Annotated in this window: 16 protein-coding genes; 4 read left to right on the top strand and 12 right to left on the bottom strand. The window is 66.0% G+C overall.

Going from position 1 to position 16,725, the window contains the following annotated elements; genetic code table 11:
* Positions 1-46 precede the first annotated feature (46 nt).
* From AC1VVK_RS14950 to AC1VVK_RS14975, 6 genes are all read right to left on the bottom strand, one after another.
* A complete protein-coding gene (locus tag AC1VVK_RS14950) occupies positions 47-1,858 on the bottom strand; it encodes a methyl-accepting chemotaxis protein (protein ID WP_482903588.1) in 1,812 nt (603 codons plus the stop codon).
* A gap of 105 nt (positions 1,859-1,963) precedes the next feature.
* Positions 1,964-2,842 (bottom strand): CheR family methyltransferase, encoded by an 879-nt coding sequence (locus tag AC1VVK_RS14955; RefSeq protein ID WP_482903589.1) that lies wholly within the window; start codon positions 2,840-2,842, stop codon positions 1,964-1,966.
* Positions 2,833-3,957, bottom strand: coding sequence for a chemotaxis-specific protein-glutamate methyltransferase CheB (gene cheB / locus AC1VVK_RS14960; RefSeq protein WP_482903590.1), 1,125 nt, complete (start codon positions 3,955-3,957; stop codon positions 2,833-2,835). The genes AC1VVK_RS14955 and cheB overlap by 10 nt, the downstream gene beginning before the upstream one ends.
* A gap of 20 nt (positions 3,958-3,977) precedes the next feature.
* Positions 3,978-4,343, bottom strand: a complete 366-nt coding sequence (locus tag AC1VVK_RS14965; RefSeq protein WP_132384715.1) for a response regulator — start codon at positions 4,341-4,343, stop codon at positions 3,978-3,980.
* A 55-nt stretch (positions 4,344-4,398) separates the two neighbouring features.
* Entirely contained in the window at positions 4,399-4,878 is a 480-nt protein-coding gene (locus tag AC1VVK_RS14970) for a chemotaxis protein CheW (protein ID WP_482903591.1), read from the bottom strand.
* Positions 4,879-4,880: 2 nt separating this feature from the next.
* The gene (locus tag AC1VVK_RS14975; protein ID WP_482903592.1) at positions 4,881-7,256 is read right to left on the bottom strand and encodes a chemotaxis protein CheA; all 2,376 of its coding nucleotides are present in this window, start codon (positions 7,254-7,256) and stop codon (positions 4,881-4,883) included.
* A 190-nt stretch (positions 7,257-7,446) separates the two neighbouring features.
* Here AC1VVK_RS14975 and AC1VVK_RS14980 point away from each other — a divergent pair, with 190 nt between their 5' ends.
* On the top strand, positions 7,447-7,764 hold the full coding sequence (locus AC1VVK_RS14980) for a hypothetical protein (protein WP_207904590.1): 318 nt from the start codon (positions 7,447-7,449) through the stop codon (positions 7,762-7,764).
* 131 nt (positions 7,765-7,895) lie between these two features.
* The gene (locus AC1VVK_RS14985; protein WP_132385702.1) at positions 7,896-8,249 is read left to right on the top strand and encodes a response regulator; all 354 of its coding nucleotides are present in this window, start codon (positions 7,896-7,898) and stop codon (positions 8,247-8,249) included.
* A gap of 283 nt (positions 8,250-8,532) precedes the next feature.
* On the opposite strand, the gene AC1VVK_RS14990 is transcribed toward AC1VVK_RS14985, so the two are convergent.
* Positions 8,533-9,567, bottom strand: a complete 1,035-nt coding sequence (locus AC1VVK_RS14990; RefSeq protein ID WP_482903593.1) for a hypothetical protein — start codon at positions 9,565-9,567, stop codon at positions 8,533-8,535.
* 354 nt (positions 9,568-9,921) lie between these two features.
* Between AC1VVK_RS14990 and AC1VVK_RS14995 the strand changes: the two genes are divergently transcribed.
* Both AC1VVK_RS14995 and AC1VVK_RS15000 read left to right on the top strand, forming a co-directional pair.
* Positions 9,922-10,971, top strand: coding sequence for an SDR family NAD(P)-dependent oxidoreductase (locus AC1VVK_RS14995; protein ID WP_482903594.1), 1,050 nt, complete (start codon positions 9,922-9,924; stop codon positions 10,969-10,971).
* Positions 10,968-11,384 carry a GtrA family protein gene (locus AC1VVK_RS15000; protein ID WP_482903595.1) on the top strand — a complete coding sequence of 139 codons (417 nt, stop codon included), beginning with the start codon at positions 10,968-10,970 and terminating at the stop codon, positions 11,382-11,384. The genes AC1VVK_RS14995 and AC1VVK_RS15000 overlap by 4 nt, the downstream gene beginning before the upstream one ends.
* Here AC1VVK_RS15000 and AC1VVK_RS15005 read toward each other — a convergent pair.
* The 5 genes from AC1VVK_RS15005 to rfbF form a co-directional block, all read right to left on the bottom strand.
* The gene (locus AC1VVK_RS15005; protein ID WP_482903596.1) at positions 11,356-12,336 is read right to left on the bottom strand and encodes a glycosyltransferase family 2 protein; all 981 of its coding nucleotides are present in this window, start codon (positions 12,334-12,336) and stop codon (positions 11,356-11,358) included. The two genes, AC1VVK_RS15000 and AC1VVK_RS15005, sit on opposite strands and share 29 nt — an antisense overlap.
* A gap of 5 nt (positions 12,337-12,341) precedes the next feature.
* Complete coding sequence (locus AC1VVK_RS15010; protein ID WP_165912028.1) at positions 12,342-13,301, bottom strand: NAD-dependent epimerase/dehydratase family protein; 960 nt, start codon at positions 13,299-13,301, stop codon at positions 12,342-12,344.
* 89 nt (positions 13,302-13,390) lie between these two features.
* On the bottom strand, positions 13,391-14,611 hold the full coding sequence (locus AC1VVK_RS15015) for a DegT/DnrJ/EryC1/StrS family aminotransferase (protein WP_482903597.1): 1,221 nt from the start codon (positions 14,609-14,611) through the stop codon (positions 13,391-13,393).
* Complete coding sequence (gene rfbG / locus AC1VVK_RS15020) at positions 14,602-15,744, bottom strand: CDP-glucose 4,6-dehydratase (RefSeq protein ID WP_482903598.1); 1,143 nt, start codon at positions 15,742-15,744, stop codon at positions 14,602-14,604. The genes AC1VVK_RS15015 and rfbG overlap by 10 nt, the downstream gene beginning before the upstream one ends.
* Positions 15,737-16,573 (bottom strand): glucose-1-phosphate cytidylyltransferase, encoded by an 837-nt coding sequence (gene rfbF, locus AC1VVK_RS15025; RefSeq protein WP_132384725.1) that lies wholly within the window; start codon positions 16,571-16,573, stop codon positions 15,737-15,739. Before rfbF ends, rfbG begins: the two co-directional genes overlap by 8 nt.
* Positions 16,574-16,725 lie beyond the last annotated feature (152 nt).

A 16,725-nucleotide genomic window follows, 5' to 3' on the forward strand; every position in this document is an offset into this window, starting at 1 on the left:
CCGGGCAAGGTCCATCGGACCGGCCCGGCGGAGCAAGGCAATCGGCCTATTCAGCGGCTTCGACTTCGCGGTCCCAGTCGTGCTGGACGGGGTAGGTGGAAATGCGCTCGTCGGGCAATTCGGGGCTGCGAATGCTGCCGAGGAAGCGCTCGACCTGGCTCTTGAGGATCGCCGCCTGAAGCTGAAGCTCGGTCGAGGAGGAGAGCACTTGCGAGGCGGCGGCACCCGTCGCCAGCGAGGTTTCGCGCACGTCTTCCACGCGCCCGGTAACATCGTCGGTGCTGCGCGCGGCAAGGTCGATGCTGCGGGCAAGATCCTGCCCGGCAACCGACTGCTGATCGACCGCGGCGGCAATCGAGACCGAGGTGGCCTCAAGCTGGGCCACGTCCTCGGCAATGGCGCGCAGGGCCTCGACGCTACCGGTGGTGGATGCCTGGATCTCGCCGATCTGCGCGGCCACTTCGTCGGTCGCCTTGCTGGTCTGGGCGGCCAGTTCCTTGACCTCTGCGGCGACGACCGCGAAGCCGCGACCAGCCTCGCCCCCGCGTGCCGCCTCGATCGAGGCATTGAGCGCCAGCAGGTTGGTGCGCTGGGCGATGGAGTGGATCAGCTTGACGATCTGGCCCACCTGTTCGGCCGACACCGCCAGTTTGGCGATCGTGGCATCGGCATTGGCGGTGGTTTCGCTGGCCTGACGGGCCAGTTCGGCCGAAGTCGCGGCCTGACGGCTGATTTCGTGGATCGACATGGCGAATTCGTCGCTGGCGGCAGCGGCGGCGGTCACCCCGGCCGACGCTTCGCCCATCGCGGTCGAGACTTCGCTGGTGCGTGTGGCGGCATGTTCGGCGGACTTGGCCATCGAGGTCGCGGTCGACTGAAGCTGGCTGGAGGCCGAGGCGACGCCGCTGACGATCTCGCCCACGCTCTGTTCGAACTTCTCGGCAAGATCGAGGACGATCTTCTTGCGCTGGTCGCGCATGGCGTCGCGGCCACGGCGCAGTTCTTCCTGTCGCTCGATCTCGGCCTCGGCGGCGGCGGCGGCTTCCTGCCGCAGCTTGTCGAGCCGCAGATACCCGCGCCGGAAGGTTTCGAGCGAGCGGGCCATGTCGCCGATCTCGTTGACCTGATCGGTGCCGGGCACGACGATATCGCGGTCACCCTCGGCCAGCTTGACCATGGCATCGGCCATGTCGGCCAGCGGGCCAGTGATGCCGCGCCGGGTGACCAGGAGCGCGAAGATGCCATTGAGCGCGGCCAGCAGGGCGAGGACCAGCATGGTGACTTCGGTCCAGCCGATGAAGCTGTCACGGCTCTGCTCGATGGATTCGGTGCGCTGGGTCAGCACGTCCTTGATCTGCGCGACCTGGCCCGAGATCTGGGTCATCGCCACGGAGGGATCGGTGCCGGTTGGGCCCGAGGAAAGCTGCGCGTCGAAGGCAGTGAGCGTGGGCGTCAGGCGGTCGAACAGCAGGTCCACGCCGGGATCGACATTGTCGAGCGCCACGCGCGCCTTGCCGAGCTTGTCGGCGGCCGAGGCGACGAGCGCCCGGGTGGCATTGGCATGGGCGGCATCGAGGCCGTGCCCTGAATCACCGCCTGTATCGCCTGCTGCGCGCGCCGCATCGAGCTGCTGCATGGCCTGCGCGATATCGCTCCAGGCATCGGCGGCACCGAGCGCGGAGCTGTGGAGCTTGGCGGTCAGCGTGGCGTCGCCCTGAACCTTGCTCAGCGCGACGCAGGCAACGCCCGCGATCGTCACCGACATGACCAGGAAAATGCAGATGATAATGCGGATCTTGGTGACGATGGACCGGCGCCAGAACCAGTCGCGCTTCGATGCGGAAGCCATGTCGGTCATTGCACTCTTCCCCCCTGCAAACCTTGGCTGAACAACCTTGGCGAGCGATGATGCAGAGGCCTACGAAATTACGCTTAAATAAGGCTTAAACGGAGTGACGGCGCTTCAGGCGATAGCGGCTGGCGCGACGGCGGCGCGGCGCGGTTTTGCGGGCTTTGCATGGCGGAAGAATCCGGGGGCGCCGCGTTCTGGGGAGAGCCGGTCGGTCAGGCCCAGCGTGGTCTCTCCAGCGCCGAGCATCAGCCAGCCGTCGGGCGCCAGCGCGGAGGCGACGCGGGCAAAGGCGCGCTCCCGCGTGGCGGCATCGAAATAGAGCAGGACATTACGGCACAGCACGATGTCGAACGTGGGCATCTGGCCGCCGGGCAGGGCGGGCAGCGGATCGAGCAGGTTGTGCTCCTCGAAACGAATCATCCGGCGCAGCCGTTCGCGCACGCGCCAGCCTTGCGGCGTTTCCTCGAACCAGCGCATCATCTCGCCCATGGCGAGGCCGCGCTGGATCTGGAACGGCGTGTAGCAGCCCTTGCGCGCGATCTCGATCACCGAGCCGGAGACGTCTGTGCCGAGGATCGAGATGGTCCAGCCCGCCCAGCGCGCTTCCTGAGAGGCGAAGAGCATCGCCAGCGTCAGCGCCTCCTGCCCGGTCGAGCATCCGACCGACCAGATCGTCAGTGAGCGGCTTTCCGCCCGGGTTTCGGCCAAAGTGGGCAGGACATGCCCGACGAGATGGTCGAACAGCGCGCGGTCGCGGAAGAAATAGGTTTCGTTGTTGAGCAGGGCCTCGACCATCTGGCGCGCCAGCACGGATTGCCGCGTGGGCGAAAACATGGCGACAAGCTGGTCGATGCTGTCGATGCCATATTCGCGGCACAGGCCTGAGAGCGCCGTGCCGATCCGCCAGCGGCGATTGTCGGGCAGCTCCTGCCCGGTGCGCGCCCGCAGAAGTTCGGCCAGCAGGCGTTCGGAGGCGAGACTCACTTGCACGGCGTGGCTCCAATTCCGGCGATCACGCGCTGGGCAAGCTGTTCGGGCGGCAGGACGGCGCTGGCAAGCCCGGCCTCAGCTACCGCGCGCGGCATGCCCCAGACGGCCGAGCTGGCCTCGTCCTGCGCAAGGATTGTGCCTCCGGCCGCGACGATGCGGGCCGCGCCAAGGGCTCCGTCGCGCCCCATGCCCGAGAGCACGACGCCCAAAGTACGGTCGCCCATCTCCTCGGCGAGCGAGGCGAACATGGTGTCCAGCGAGGGCAGGCAGCCGCTCGGGGCAGGCGCGTGGTCGAGCCGGACGGTGAGCGTGTCTCCCCGGCGGCGGAAGGCCATGTGGGCAGCGCCGGGCGCGATCAGCACGCGGTCGGGCAGGAGCGGCATGTCCTCTTCGGCCAGCAGCGTCTCGCAGCCCGAGGCGGTGCGGATCTGGCGCGCGAAATAGGGAATGATCGCGGGCGGCAAGTGCTGGGTGATGACGACCGGCACGCCAAGCTGCCGGGGCAGCGCCGCAAACAGGCTGGCTAGCGCGTGAACGCCGCCGGTGGATGCGCCGATGGCAAGGATTTCGGCGGGTTGCCGCGCGGGATTGCCCGTTGGCGGACGCAGGCGCGGGGACGGCGCGGCCTCCCGGCCGACCGCTTCGCGCGTGGGGACGGCAGCAAGGCCGAGTTCGCGGATCTTGCCGAGCAGGAGGTCGCGGTAGTCTCCGTGGAATCCGCGTGCGACGGGCTTGGGCAGGGTATCGGCAGCGCCCAGTGCCAGCGCCGCCAGTGTATGCTCGGCGCCGTCGATGGTGAGCGAGGAGACCACCAGAATACGCGCGCCGCGTGCCCGCTCGATGATGCGGGGGAGTGCTTCCAGTCCGCCCATGCCGGGCATGTCGAGATCGAGCAGGATCACGTCGACCCGACTGGTGCGCAAGGTTTCCAACGCCGCTTCGGCATTGCTGGCAATACCGACGACCTCAAGCCCCTCGGCCCCTTCGACCATGCGCTTGAGCGCGGTGCGGGCCACCAGCGAATCGTCGATTATCATCAGTCGGACGGGCGGCAGCAGTGCCGCGCGGGCCCGATCGGAGCGCATGTCGCGTCGGCGCAGCGGGGATAGGGCCATCGAGGCAGCCTCGATGCGGCTCAGGCGACGCCGACGAGCTGAAGCTTCATGTGCAGGGTATCGTGGTCGAACGGCTTCATCACATATTCGTCGGCGCCCGCCTCGATGGCCGCCTGAATATGGGCGGCATCGCTTTCGGTGGTGCAGAACACGACCTTGGGTTGGTTGGCATGGCCGGTCTGGCGCAGGACGCGCAGGAATTCGATGCCGCTCATCACCGGCATGTTCCAGTCGAGCAGGATGACGTCGGGCATCGCGGCTTCGCAGCTCTGGATGGCTTGCTGCCCGTCGCAGGCCTCACTGACCATGAAGCCGAGGGCCTCCATCGACTGACGCGAGAACTTCCGGATCAACCGCGAGTCATCGACGATCAGGCAGGTTTTCATACGGTAGTTTCCTTATCCCAGAGCCCAACCCTAGTCGTTTTGCGTAACCATTTGCTTAAGCGGCCTCGACGGAGGGCGGGAAAGTGGCTTGCGGACCCGCGATCAGGGCCCCGACATCGGCCACCAGCAGCGGCCCCAGCGCGGTTTCGACAAGGCCGTGCGACATCGCTGCCCAATTGCCTTCCATTTGCGCGTTGATCGGTTGCGGCTCGTTCCACGCCTCCGTCACGTCCTCTACCTCGTCGAGCAGCAGGGCGTAGGCGTGACCTTCGTGCATGACCACGGCGGCGGGCGATCCGGCGCCGCCTTGGGCGCCGCGCGAACATTCGCCGAGATCGAGCGCGCGGCAGCCGTCGATCACGGTCAGCACCCGGCTGCGCAGACCCGAAAGTCCGGCAACATGGGCGGGGGCGCAAGGGACCGGAGTCATCACTTCAAGCGCGATGACCGATTGCACATCGCGCGAGCGCAGCGCGATCCGCCGCCCGGCCAGCGTGACGACGACGAGCAGTTCTCGATTGGACAGTTCCGACATGCTCAGGCCCTCCCGGCGTGGCGGCGCAAGGCGCCCATCAGCGCGGCCTGATCGTAGCGATAGATGCTGGAATCGCCCGGCTCCGGGTTTCCCGGTTCGGTGCGTAGGCGGATCACCTCGCGCGCCGGGCCATGGGGCGAGGCAGTGGACGCGCCGCCGCCATCGTGTGGCAGGATGGCAAGATCGGCCTCGTCCGGGGTGTCGGTCTCGACCACGCGGTAGCCTGCCGCCTCGACCATCGGGCGCACGAAGTTCTGGATCCACGCATCGTCGGCGGGAAGGCGGCAGACCGGCCGGACGATGCGCGACGGCGTGCGCGAATGGCGCGCGAACAGGCGGTAGGGCGCGACGACTTGCGTGGCCAGACCGTCGACCAGGACCACTGCATCCTCGTGCTCGGCGCCGCCTGCGGCAATGGCATCCGCATCGATCTCGCGGATTTCCAGCGCCTCGCGCACGGCATAGGCGATCTCGTTCTGTCCGTCGGCAAGCCGCAGCAGGCGCAGGACGCCATTGCCGTCCAGCGCCGTTTCGAGGGGCATGTCCTCGATCCCGGCGAGCGGCAGGATGCAATCGCGTATGACCACGAGGCGGCGGTCGCCCTCCATCGCGATCGCTTCGGGGCCGACTTCCTCCAGCCGGTCGAGCACGCCCATCGGCATGGCGCGGCGAATGCCGTCGAGCCCGGTGAAGAGCAGCACGCTGGTCGTGCGGCGTGGCTGGGCAGGGGCGTCCTCCAGCCGGTCGCGGCGTTCCAGCGCGTCGGTGCGCAGGCCGCCGGCGCGGGCGATGCCGCTCACTTCCAGCAGCAGGATCGGATGGCCGTCGTCGGTCAGCGTGGTACCGGCATAGAGGCCGGTGGCGATGATGGCAGGGGCTGCGGGCTTGATGACCAGTTCCTCGTGCCCGAAGACCTGATCGACGATCAGCGCGAAATGGCCGCCGCCCGCGTGCCGCAGCACGATCACTGGCCGCGCCGCGTCGTCGGAGAGGGGCTCGTCAGCCGCAACATGCAGCACTTGCGCGGCCATGAGGCAGGGCACGCGGTGCTCGCGGATACGGGCGAGCATGGCGCCGCCCACTTCGTCGATTTCCAGCGTGCCGTCGGCAAGGTGGATGATTTCCTCCACCGAACTGCGCGGGATCGCGAAGCGCTGGTTGCCGATGCCGACCGTCACGGCCGGAATGATGGTCAGCGTGAGCGGCACGCGCAGGGTCATGCGGGTGCCGAGGCCGGGCGTCGAATCGATCTCGATGGCGCCGCCGATCCGCTCGATATTTGCGCGCACCACGTCCATGCCGACGCCGCGTCCGGAAATCGCGGTGACCGTTTCGGCGGTGGACAGTCCCGGCTCGAAGATCAGTTCGAAGGCTTCGCTGCGCGACATGCGGGCGGCCTGCGCCTCGTCCACCAGACCGGCGATCACGGCCTTTTCGAGCAGGCGCGTCTCGTCGATCCCGCGCCCGTCGTCGACGATGTCGATCAGGATCTTGTTGCCCGACTGGCGCGCCGAAACGGAGAGCCGCCCGATCTCGCTCTTGCCGGCAAGGCGCCGCAGCGGCGCGTGCTCGATGCCGTGGTCGATGGCGTTGCGGACGATGTGGGTGAGGGGATCGCGGATGATCTCGACCATCTCGCGGTCAAGCTCCACCTCGTTGCCGGCGATGTCCACGTGCGCCTGCTTGCCGAGTTCGGCGGCAAGGTCGCGCACCATGCGGGGCAGTCCGGAAAACAGGCTCTCGATCCGCTGCATGCGGGTGCGGGTCATCGCCTCGCGCACTTCGGCGATAATCGCGGAAAGGCGCTCGAACGGTTCGTGGACTTGCGGTTCGACCGCGCCTTCGCGCAGGCGGCGGGCCAGTTCGTTGCGGGCCAGCACCATGTCGGAAACGCCGCTCATCACTTTGTCGAGCAGTTCGACGGGGATGCGGATCGATCGCTGCGGCTGGGCAGTACGGGGGCCTGATATTGGCGGAGGGGTAGCCGGAACCAGCGTGACGACCGGCGCGGCCGCCGGTTCGAGCGCGGCCTTCAGCGCCTCGTCGCCGCCTTCGGGGAAAGTCTCGCCCGCCTCGATGGCGTCGACCATGTCGCCGATCCGGTCCACCACCGCCAGCACCGCGCTGACCAGAGCGGCATCGGCGCTGCGGCGACCTGCGCGGACATCGGCCAGCGCATCCTCGGCGGCGTGGCTGAGCGCTTCGAGACGCGGCAGGTCCACGAAGCCGCAATTGCCCTTCACGGTGTGGACGAAGCGGAAAATCGAATCGAGCCGCGCGCGGTCGCCCGGATTTTCCTCCCAGGAAATCAGTTCGCCGCCCAGCGCCTCCAGCATTTCGCGGGTTTCGACGACGAAGTCTTCGAGCAGTTCGTCCATAAGGGCCCCCAATTCCCGGGGCTTATGCGGCCGAATAAATTAACCAAGAGTATAGGCCCGTCGATCTCGTGCCCCGCGGAAACCGGGATCGGCACCCTCACGCGGCCGGTCGTGCGCGGAAGATTGGTAAAATTTCCTTTTCAGCAAGGATTTCCCCCTAGCCTGTCGGCCAAGCGAGGGAGACCGTGCTTTGATCGAGATCGAAGTCCAGAACGAGACACGTCAGACGCAGGAGACCGTCCGGTTTGCCGCCGTGCCCCGCATCGGCGAGGGCGTGCGGCTTCAGGATCCCGACGGATTCTGGGTGTCCTATGACGTTGTCGACCTGTGGTACCAGAAGGCCGAATTCGGCGAGATCTGGATGCCCTATATCCATGTGCGGATGACGCCTTCGGAGATTTCCGCCGAATCGCTGCCCCGGCCTCAGCCGGTGGCCGAGGACAAGGAGGAAGTCATCGAGACCGCCAAGAAGGTCGCCCGGATCCTCCAGGCCAACGAGAACGCGTGAGCAAGGGAGTAAGTATCATTCTTGAGGGTCTGATCAAGCGCACCCCGGCGCCCGCCCGCCGCGAGGACGAAACACCTGCCCCGCAGGCCGCCGCCGCTGCTGTGCCCGAGGCGCCGCGTGGTCGTCGCGGCCTGATCGTCGACGATTCGCGGGTGATCCGGAAAGTCTCGCGCCGTATCCTTGAGGCGCTCGGCTACACCGTGACCGAGGCCGAGAATGGCGAGGAAGCGCTGAGCAAGTGCATGGCGGCGATGCCGGACCTGATCCTGCTCGACTGGAACATGCCGCTGATGGGCGGGCTGGAATTCGTCACCGCGCTGCGCGGGATGCAGGGCGCCCACCGGCCGAAGGTGGTGTTCTGTACCACCAACTCGGAGAACGGCGATATCCGCAAGGGGATCGAGGCGGGTGCCGACGAATACGTCATCAAGCCGTTCGATCACCATACGTTGCACATGAAGCTGCAAGGCATCGGCGCGGCCTGATATTTTGATGGCCTGAGTCTAAATGCGGGCGGCGATCAGGTAAGGCAGACTTAACGGCGCGTTGGTCGCCGGACTAACTGAGATCGCCATCCCAAACCCCGTCATCCCCGCGAAGGCGGGGATCCCGCTTCTTCTTTTAAGCACGCAGAGAGAACGGCGGATTGCTGCACGGTCTCTGTATGTCTCCGCGTCTCTGCGTGAACTCAACAAAAGCGGGGGCCCGCCTTCGCGGGGGCGACGAGGTGTTGGGGTGGCCTCGTGGGGGGCAGTCAGCGTCCGCAGGTTAGCCCGTTGCTTGCAAGGCCGTGCCGGTTCGCACCGTGACCTCGTTGCCGTTCGGTGCGGTCGTCCTCGGCTGAGGCGCCGATGACGGAACCGACAAGCGATAGCCGTAACGCGAAAGATCGTGCGCGGTCATGCGCTGAAGTTGGAGGTTGCTCTCCGCATAGCGGTCGCCGGTGACATCCTCGATCTGGCGCTTGAGGCGCCGACGCAGGGGAGCATCGATCAGCCGCGTGGGCTCGAACAGCGGGCGCATCCGGCGATACCAGCGGTCGAACGGATTGAACGCGATCGGCGCGTGCGGGGAGAGCTGGTTGCGGTAGATCAGCCCGTTGAGATGGCGCCGCAGCAGCTGCATCATCAGCGGCATGCTGGCATTGGCCATGTCGCCGAAGATGTCAGCCTCGATCCGGGCGGTCGACTGGCCGCAGAAACGCGCGATCTCCACCGCAATGCGCCAGGATTCGCCGCGCAGCGCTTCGTAGGGGATGACGAGCACGTTCTCCGAACCGAACAGTGTCCGGTAATATTCGATCAGCGGGACATAGGCGAAGCTGCGCAAGTCGAATTCCGGCTTGCGGAACAGCTTGGGCTGGATCGGCCGCGTCAGCCGCCGGAACGACAGCGATCCGCCGTCGGTAATATACTGAAGATAGTAGGAATAGAGCATCGAACGCTGTTCGCGCACGAAGACCAGGATTCGGGCATCGGGAAGGCAGGTCTTGACGCGGTCCGCGATCATCCGCGCGTCGAACCCGCCCGATCCGGGATAGCCTGAGAGACGCTCGTGCGAGAGCACCAGCGTGCGGCCGCGCGTGCGAGCTTCGTAGGCAAGGCGGTGATAGGCCTCGATCACCTTGGGCTCCATCTCGTCGAAGGCGCCGTAGCGGATGAAGTCGGCCTGAAGGCGGACGCGGTCCCGGCCGGGGCGTTCGTAGCCTAGGTCTGAGCGGGCGAAAAGCGTGCGCTGGAGCAGCGTGGAGGCGGTCTTGTGAAAGCCGATATGAACAAGCGGTTGAATCGACTGTTGGGACAACGCGGGGATCTCCATGCCTCGGCGGGAACGGTTGCCTTTTGGGGGGATCTCTGTGCCCGACCGGCCCGGTTAGCTTCCTGAATGCAAGTCGAATGTTCGGTTTTTGCCCGATTCCGGTCAATTGCCATGAATCGCCCGCTGGCACCCCTTAAGTCTAGGCTGAGCCGTGGCGCACTACCATCGCGGCCCCGGTTGTGGGCGGGGTACGCCCAATGGGCTGGCGCTCCGACCCCAATGACACGTCCGGGATCGCCATAGGGGTGATTGCCCGGGGCGGGTTCCCCCAGCACCCTTCGTCACCCAGCACCCCTTTGCGGAGGGCCTGCGCGCCGAACGGCGGAAGGGAGCCAGTCTGTGAACGAACATGAAAAGGTGCGAGGTGGCGGCCGCGATCCGGTGCTCGTGACCGGGGCGGCCGGCTTCATCGGCCATGCCACCGCGCATCGCCTGCTGGCCCGGGGCGAGCGGGTGATCGGGATCGACGTGGTCAACGCTTACTACGATCCCGCGCTGAAGGAAGCGCGCCTCGCGACGTTCGAGGGGCATCCCGACTTCATGTTCCACCGCATGGACATCGCCGATGCCGAGGGACTGGCAGCGCTGGTTCGGCACGAGGGCGTGCGCAGGGTCGTGCATCTCGCGGCGCAGGCGGGGGTGCGCTACAGCATCGAGCATCCTTTCGCCTATCAGCATTCCAATCTGGCCGGGCATCTCTCGGTGCTGGAGGCGTGCCGCCATGCGCCGGATTTCGAACACCTGGTCTATGCCTCGTCCAGTTCGGTCTACGGCGACCGGCCGCTGGCAGGCAGTGGGTTTACCGAGGACGATCCCACGGTAAGCCCAGTCTCGCTCTACGCCGCCACCAAGCGTTCGTGCGAGCTGATGAGCCATGCCTATGCCGGGCTCTATCACTTCGCGCAGACGGGGCTGCGGTTCTTCACGGTCTATGGGCCATGGGGACGGCCGGACATGGCCTATTTCAGCTTCACCGGAAATATCCTCTCCGGTCAGCCGATCGAGGTCTATGGCGAGGGCCGGATGGCGCGCGATTTCACCTATATCGACGATATCGTCGACGGGGTGCTCGGTGCGCTCGACAACCCGCCGGGCGGGGGAATGTACGATCCGCTGCACCGCGTGCTCAACATCGGGGACAGTCGCCCGGTCGGCCTGATGGACATGATCGCCGCACTCGAAGCGGCGCTCGGGCGTGAGGCGGTGAAGGTCATGCGCCCGATGCAGCCGGGCGACGTGACCGCCACTTATGCCGACGTCAGCCGCCTGAACGCGCTTACCGGCTATCACCCGCGCGTCATGCTGGAAGAAGGGCTCCAGCGCTTCGCGGATTGGTATCGCGTGTTCTACGGGTGCGAGACCGAGGCGGCATCCCAGGCGGCCGAGTGAGCCCGGCGGATCGCGTCGTGGCCCTGCGCGGCGAACTGGCCACGCTCGCACGGTTCGTGCTGGTGGGCGCGGCCAATACCGCGATCGGCTATGGCCTCATCCTGTGCTGGCTGTTCGCCGGGCTGGGGGATTACGGCGCCAATGTGCTGGGCTTCGCGATGGGCTTGCCGATTTCCTATCTTATGCACCGCAGCCTGACGTTCCGCGCTCGCCACCGTCCGAGCCGGGCGGAGATGGTGCGTTATGTGCTGGCGTTCCTGACGGCCTATGGCGCCAATCTTGGCGTGATCGCGCTGGGGAGGGCAGCGGGTCTGGGCGGCACTGCGCTGCTTCAGGGCTTGGCCGTCTGCACTTATGCCGCGCTGCTCTTCGTGCTGACCCGCCTTATCGTGTTTCCCGCGCGACGAGCGTGACCACGTCGGGAAAGTTGAGCCGGGTCTCGACGATCGGGCTGGATGCGTTCTTGGCCTGAAGGAACAGGCGCCCGACATATTCGCCCAGGATCCCCATGAAGATCGAATTGATGGAGATCGACATCAGCAGCAGGATCGTCGTCGTCGCGAAGCCGGCGGGCCAATGCTGTCCCAGCACGATCCGGCCGATCAGATAGACGAACGTCAGCAGCAGCGACAGCACGCCGATCATGATCCCGGAGATCGAGGCGATCCGCAGCGGCAGCAGCGAGTGGTTGAGCACGCCGTCCACCGCCAGCGAAATCATCGATTTCAGCGGAAACTTGCTTTCCCCCGCCGTCCGGTCCGCACGGTCGTACTCCAGCCCGATCTGCGAGAAACCCATCGCGCTGATGAGGCCGCGCAAATAGGGCGAGGCATCGTCCACCTTGTGCAGCTCGACCAGGATGCGCCGGTCGCAAAGGCGGAACTCGCCAGCGTTGACCGGCAGGTCGTCGTCGCTGATCCAGGTGATGAAGTGGTAGAACGCGCGCCGGGCCGTCGCCACCACGAAGCTGTCCTGCAGGCTGCGGCGGATGCCGTAGACGACCTGATGGCCCAGCCGCCAATGCTGGAGCATGTCGGGGATCAGTTCGGGCGGGTCCTGAAGATCACAATCGAGCTGGATCGAGCAAGCACCGCTGGCTGCCTTGTAGGCACAGAGCAGTGAGCGCTGGTAGCCATAGTTGCGTGAGAACCGGATGACCTTGAGCGCCGGGTCCCTTCGGGCAAGCTCTTCCAGCAGTTCGAAAGTCCGGTCGGTCGAATGGTTGTCGGTGACGATGATCTCGTAGCTGTACTCTGGCAGTCTCTCGAAAACGCGCACCACTGCCTCGTAGCAACGAACCACGGTCAGCTCTTCGTTGAAGGCCGGTATCAGGATCGAGACAAGGGTTTTGGGCTCTGCGTTCACTGCCGTCACCCCGCCATGCTGCGCATGAGTTGCTCGGCCGCGATGGTCTGGCGCAGCCCTTCCTCAAGCCCGATCCGTCGCTCCCATCCAAAGCGCACGCGTGCCCGTTCGGTGGTGCTGCGCATTTCGACCGGGCTGTCGCCGGGAAGCGGGTCCAGCCTGGTGACGAGAGCGGGGTCGCAGCCGGTCATGGCGACGATCCGGTCGGCCACTTCGCCCATGGTCGGTGCCTCGCCCGAGGCGACATTGACGAGCGTGCAATCACCGGAGGCAAGCTCGGCAATCTGGAGCAGGGCGTCGACGACATCCGCAACGTGCAGCAGGTCGCGCCGGTCGCCGGGACGCCGGACAGTGATGGGGCGACCCGTAATCGCTGCGTCGATCAGCGCGGGGACAAGGAATTCGCGCGATTGGCCGGGGCCGTAGCACAGCGCCAGTCTGGCGGTGATAACCGGGAACGGCACGGTGGGGGCCAGCATCGCAAGATACTGCGCGGTGGCCAGCATCCCGGCGCCATAGGGTGAGAGCGGGTGGGGGCGGCTGGCCTCGCCATAGGGCAGATCAGCGTCGCCGTATTCGGCGATGGTCCCGGTGCGGACGACGACCGAAGGGGGCGCGGAAAGGTCCGCCAGCGCTTCCACAAGGTTGAGCGTGGGTTCGATATAGAAGGCGATGGCCGCGCGGGCCCGCTCGAAGCTCGGTTCGGGGGGCAGGCGGGTTTCGGCGGCCAGGTGGAATACGCGCTCTGGCGCGATCGCCGCGATTTGCGCGCGCGTGGCCTCACGGTCGCGCAAGTCGGAGGTGTGGATCGTAAGGTTTCCAGCGATCGCGGATAGCCGCGCCAGCGACGTCGTCGGGCGGACGAGGACGTGGACTTCGTCCCCTTCCGCAAGAAGGCGCGCGGACAGGTGCGAGCCGATGAAGCCGGCTGCTCCTGTCACCAGCGAGACTGACTTGCGCACCACGATTCCTGTTCCCTTCGGCCCGGCCTTCCGGGCAGTCTGTGCTTTTCCGTCAGGCCGCTGTCCCCGGCAGCGGCATTTTGGGCGAATACTCAGGCATTGGCGGTCTCGAAGCGGGAGGACGCGGGCAGCGATGCAACGAAGGCCTCGAAACTTTCATGCATGTACTGGATGTGGGCTTCGGTCAGGCCGTGGTGGCAGGCGAGCAGGATGCCGCCCCTCATGACCGCATCGGCCACCGGATAGCCTTCGGGCGATACGCGCGCGGGCACGCCCTGCATGGCCGGCTGGCGCAGGATATTGCCGGTGAACACCGGGCGCGTCTGGATATCGCGCTGCTCCAGCCAGATCTGCATCTGCGTGCGGGTGAAAGGCGCATCCTCGCGAATGGTCAGCGGGAAGGCGAGCCAGCCGGTGCGCGAATCCGGCAATTGGCGGGGCAGCACGAACCATTCCTCGTAAGCCTTGAAGAACGCGTACTGGCGCTGGAAGTGACGCTCGCGCGCGGCGATGTTGGCCTGGAGCTTGGTGAGCTGGACCAACCCGAAGGCGGCGCCCATCTCCGAAGGCTCGACGTTGAAACCCAGTTCGTCGAACAGGAACTTGGCGTCGTAGTCGATACCGTCGAGTGCGACGTTGAAGCGCGTGTCGATGCTCTCGGAATCGACATGGAGCGAACTTGTCCGCCCCCACGAACGCAGCAGCAGCGCGCGCCGGGCAAGGTCCTCGTCCGAGACGCAGAGCATGCCGCCGTTGCCCGCCGCATTGATGACATGCGACCCGTAGAAGCTGGTGGTGGAAATGTGCGAGCGTGTCCCCGTGCTGGTTCCGCGCAAAGTGGCGCCCAATGTATCGGCGCTGTCTTCCACGATCATCAGGCCATGCCGGTCGGCAATGTCGCGAATGCGGTCCCAGTCGAGCAGGTTGCCGATCAGCGATGGGATCATCACCGCGCGGGTGTTCGGCCCGATCATCGCTTCGATCTTGTCGACATCGATATTGTAGGTGCCCACGGCGGAATCGACGAAAGCGGGAATCAGCCGTGACCGCACGATGGGCGCCACCGTCGTCGCGAACGTGAGGGCAGGGGTCACGACCTCGCTGCCTTCTGGCAGGTTCAGCAGTTCGATCGCGAGGTAGTTCGCGGAGGAGCCGGAATTGACCATGATCCCGTGGTCCTTGGCGAAGAGCGCGGAGACCTGCTCCTCCATGGCGCGCACTTTCGGGCCCATCTGCGTCGATGTTCGCAGGACTTCGAGGACGGCGGCGATCTCTTCCTCGCCGTGGACGGTCTGGCCGTAATTCACGCGCATGCTGCCGTTGCCCCCTCGAACGATTGGGTGTCTGCGGTTGCGTTGAAATAGTGGGCGATCTGCGCCTCGCTGATGGCGCGCATCGCGGCATGGCCGCGCGTTGCGGTGCGGTACCACTCGGCGGTCAGGGCCACCGCATCTTCGGTCGAAAGGCGGGGCCGCCAGCCGAGGCGCGCGCGCGCCTTGCTGGAATCGAGCGTGAGCATCCCTGCCTCGTGCGGATCGTCCGGCCGCTTGCCGAAGGCGATCTGCGCGACACCGGAGCCCCAGGCGTGCTGGAATCGGCGGGCGAGTGTCTCGACATCGATGAAGCCATCCGCGCTCGGGCCGAAGTTGAAAGCCTCGGCATAGCGCGGGGCATCGCTGCCCAGCAGCCTGGCGCCTATCATGAGGTAGCCCGTCACGGGCTCCAGCACGTGCTGCCACGGGCGTACGCTGGCCGGATTGCGGATCGTTACTGCCGTGCCCGCCATGGTCGCGCGCACCACGTCGGGCAGCAGCCGGTCGAGCGACATGTCGCCGCCGCCGATCACGTTGCCCGCCCGTGCGGTGGCGATCTGGCAGCCAGCGGGATCGCCAAAATACGAATGCCGGAACGCGGCGGCCACCAGTTCGGTGCAGCCTTTGGAGGCGCTGTAGGGGTCTGCGCCGCCCAGCGCGTCGGTCTCGCGATAGGGCCATGCCCACTCGCGGTTGTCGTAGCACTTGTCGCTGGTAACGACGACCACGCCGCGCGTAGAGGGTATGCGCCGCACCGCGTCGAGCACTATCGCCGTGCCGGTCACATTGGTGGCGAACGTTTCCACCGGGTCGGCATAGGAAGGCCGCACCAGCGCCTGCGCGGCAAGGTGAAACACCAGATCGGGTTCCAGCCCCTTGCAGGCCTCGCCATAGGCGCGGGCATCGCGAATGTCGGCAATGCGGTGGTCGACCAGCTCCCCGAGGTCGACCGAATGGAAGAAGTCAGGGCCTTGCGGGGGGCGGTGCAAGGCGATCCCGGCAACCTCGGCACCCAGTTTCCTGAGCAAGAGGCAAAGCCAGCCACCCTTGAATCCGGTATGGCCAGTCACCAGGATCCGCTTGCCGCGGTAAACCGCTGCAAGCGCCTGATCCAGAGTGCCCTCGTCAGGCATGTTGCAGTTTGGTCGGACCGTCGGTGGAAAGCACCGGCTGCCCGTTCTCGAAATCCATCCACGGCGGCAGCGCCTGCGTGCCCAGCTTGTCCAGTGTGTCGCGGTCACGCACGGTGTCCATCGGGTGCCAGAAGCCCTTGTGCTTGAAAGCCATGAGCTGGCCATCGTGAGCCAGGCGGGTGAGCGGCGCCTGTTCGAGCGGTTCCTCGTCACCCGTCAAATAGTCGAGCACGCCCGGCTCAAAGACGAAGAAGCCGCCGTTTATCCAGGTTTCGTACTTGATGACCTTCTCGGTGAATTCCACCACCTGGCCACCTTTTCCAGCGCATTCGCCCAATTCCAGATTGCCGAAACGCGCTGGCGGCTGGACCGCGGTAACGGTGGCCAGCCTGCCATGCGAGCGGTGGTATTCCAGCAGCGCGGTAATATCGATGTTGCCCACCCCGTCCGAGTAGGTGACCATGAATGTCTCGTTATCCAGCCACGAGCGGAGCCGCCTGAGCCGCCCCCCGGTCATCGTTGCCAGGCCGGTGTCCACCACCGAAACGCGCCAGTCGATCTTGGTGGTGGGGCGCAGGGCCATCTCGCCATTGCCGATGCCCACCGTGAAGTCGTTCGACATCAGGTGGAGCGCCTGAAAGAAACTCTTGATCGCCAAAGACTTGTATCCGCAAGCGACGATGAAGTCGTTGTGTCCCCAGTGGTCGTAGATATCCATGACATGGAGCATGATCGGCCGCCCGGCGACTTCCACCATCGGCTTGGGTATCCGAACGGTCTCTTCGGCAAGGCGCGAGCCCAGACCACCTGCGAGCAGAACGACTTTCATGACACGTTCTCCGGTCACGGAAATTTCTGGAGAAAATTCTCCGCTCGATGGCGCAAGGTTAAGGGCAGAGCGGGTTCCCGGCGAAGTGGGCATCGGGGGTAGGCAGCTATTGCCAGAAGGGGCCCAGCTTTAGCCAGCAAGGGCACCAAAGG

This window comes from Novosphingobium sp. BL-S-32 (assembly GCF_056857055.1).